Origin of the sequence: Sphingosinicella sp. (assembly GCF_052387495.1) — a bacterium.
GTDB lineage: Bacteria > Pseudomonadota > Alphaproteobacteria > Sphingomonadales > Sphingomonadaceae > Allosphingosinicella.
On the sequence record NZ_JBQTJC010000201.1, the window covers coordinates 1 to 1629 of the forward strand.

Sequence of the window (1629 nt, forward strand, 5' to 3'; positions counted from 1 at the left end):
GGCGCCGCGGCTGTTGGGCCGGGCGCGCAACCCTGGTTTTGCGCGGCGCTCCCCCGGCGGCTCGAGGGGCTTATCGGCCGCCGCCGTCGCCGCGCGCGTGGTCCCCCTCGCGCACGCGAACGACGGCGGCGGCTCGATCCGCATCCCGGCGAGCTGCTGCGGCGTCTTCGGCCTGAAGCCCACGCGCGCGCGCAATCCGCTCGGCCCGTTCCTCGGCGACCTCATGAACGGCCTCGTCGTGGAGCACGCGGTCACCCGCTCGGTGCGCGACAGCGCGGCGCTGCTCGATGCGACGGCCGGCCCCGACCTCGGCGCGCCCTACTGGGCGCCCCCGCCGGCCGGCACGTTCCGGGAGGAAGTCGGCGCGCCGCCGGGCCGCCTCCGCATCGCCGCCGTCACCGCGGCGCCGACGGGCAGCGCGATCCATGCGGACTGCGTGACCGCGGTGCGCGACGCCGCCGAGCTCTGCGCATCGCTGGGCCACCGGGTGGACGAGGCGACGCTGCCCGTCTCCGGCGAGATGATCACGGACTGCTTCGTCACCGTCTGGACGACCGGCGTCGCGTGGACGGTCGATGCGATGGCGCGCGCCACCGGCCGCACCGTGACGCCGGAGACTGTCGAGCCGCTGACGTGGGCGCTCGCGGAGGCCGGCCGTCAGCGCAGTGGCCCGGACTACCTCGCGGCCGTGCAGGGGCTTCAGATGATCGGCCGGGCCGTCGCGATGTTCATGCAGGACTGGGACGTCCTGCTGACGCCCGTGGTCGCCGAGCCGCCGCCGCCGCTCGGCACCTTCGACGCGACCCCCGACAACCCCCTCGCGGGCTTCCTGCGCGCCGCCGAATACGTGCCGTTCACGCCGCTGGCGAACGCCACCGGGCAGCCCGCGATGTCGGTGCCGTTGACGTGGAATTCCGCGGGCCTTCCGGTGGGCGCGCACTTCATCGGGCGCTTCGGCGACGAGGCCACGCTGTTCCGGCTGGCGGCCCAGCTGGAGACCGCGCGCCCCTGGGCTGACCGCCGCCCCGGGTGACGCTCGCTGGCATCCCGGCTGCAACATTCAGGGACCCGGGATACCGGGAGGTACCGAGCGATGAAGCACCTGGGTGTGATCGTTCTCTCCGCGATGATCGTCGCGGGATGCGCGACAGCGGGCTCTCGGACGGCGGGCGGCGGCCCGTACGTGACGGCGGCCCGCGGGCAGACCGCCTCGCAGCAAGCGGCGGATACGGCGGCCTGCGAACGGCTCGCGGCGGATCAGACGAGCCGCGGAACCGAGACCGCCAAAGGCGCCGGCGTCGGCGCCGCTGGCGGAGCGCTCGCCGGAGCGGCGGCGGGCGCGGCCATCGGAGCCGCGACGGGCGGTGATGTCGGCAAGAGCGCCGGGATCGGCGCAGGAGTCGGCGCGGTGGGTGGTGCGGCGACCGGCGGAGGCTACAAGTATTCGAAGGCGACGGACGCGTACAACGCGGCGTTCGCCTCGTGCATGAGCGGCCGCGGGTATTCGGTCACCTACTGAGTCACCGTCGGGGGCGGCGGGGGGGCGCGCGTCCGCCCGCCCCCCGTCGCGTTTTACGCAAACCCCCACCCGCCCGCGGTTGTGTGTGGCGGGGCCCCCCGGCGGCCCCC

General features: G+C 75.4%; 2 protein-coding genes. Both read left to right on the forward strand.

Features of this window, described 5'->3' with window-relative positions; all coding sequences use genetic code 11:
• On the forward strand, nt 1-1033 hold a 1033-nt coding region (locus ACT4N8_RS11265), incomplete at its 5' end, for an amidase (protein ID WP_444858219.1).
• Between the two features lie 60 nt (nt 1034-1093).
• Nucleotides 1094-1519: a hypothetical protein gene (locus ACT4N8_RS11270; protein WP_444858220.1), complete on the forward strand. Its 426-nt coding sequence runs from the start codon at nt 1094-1096 to the stop codon at nt 1517-1519.
• Nucleotides 1520-1629: the final 110 nt, after the last annotated feature.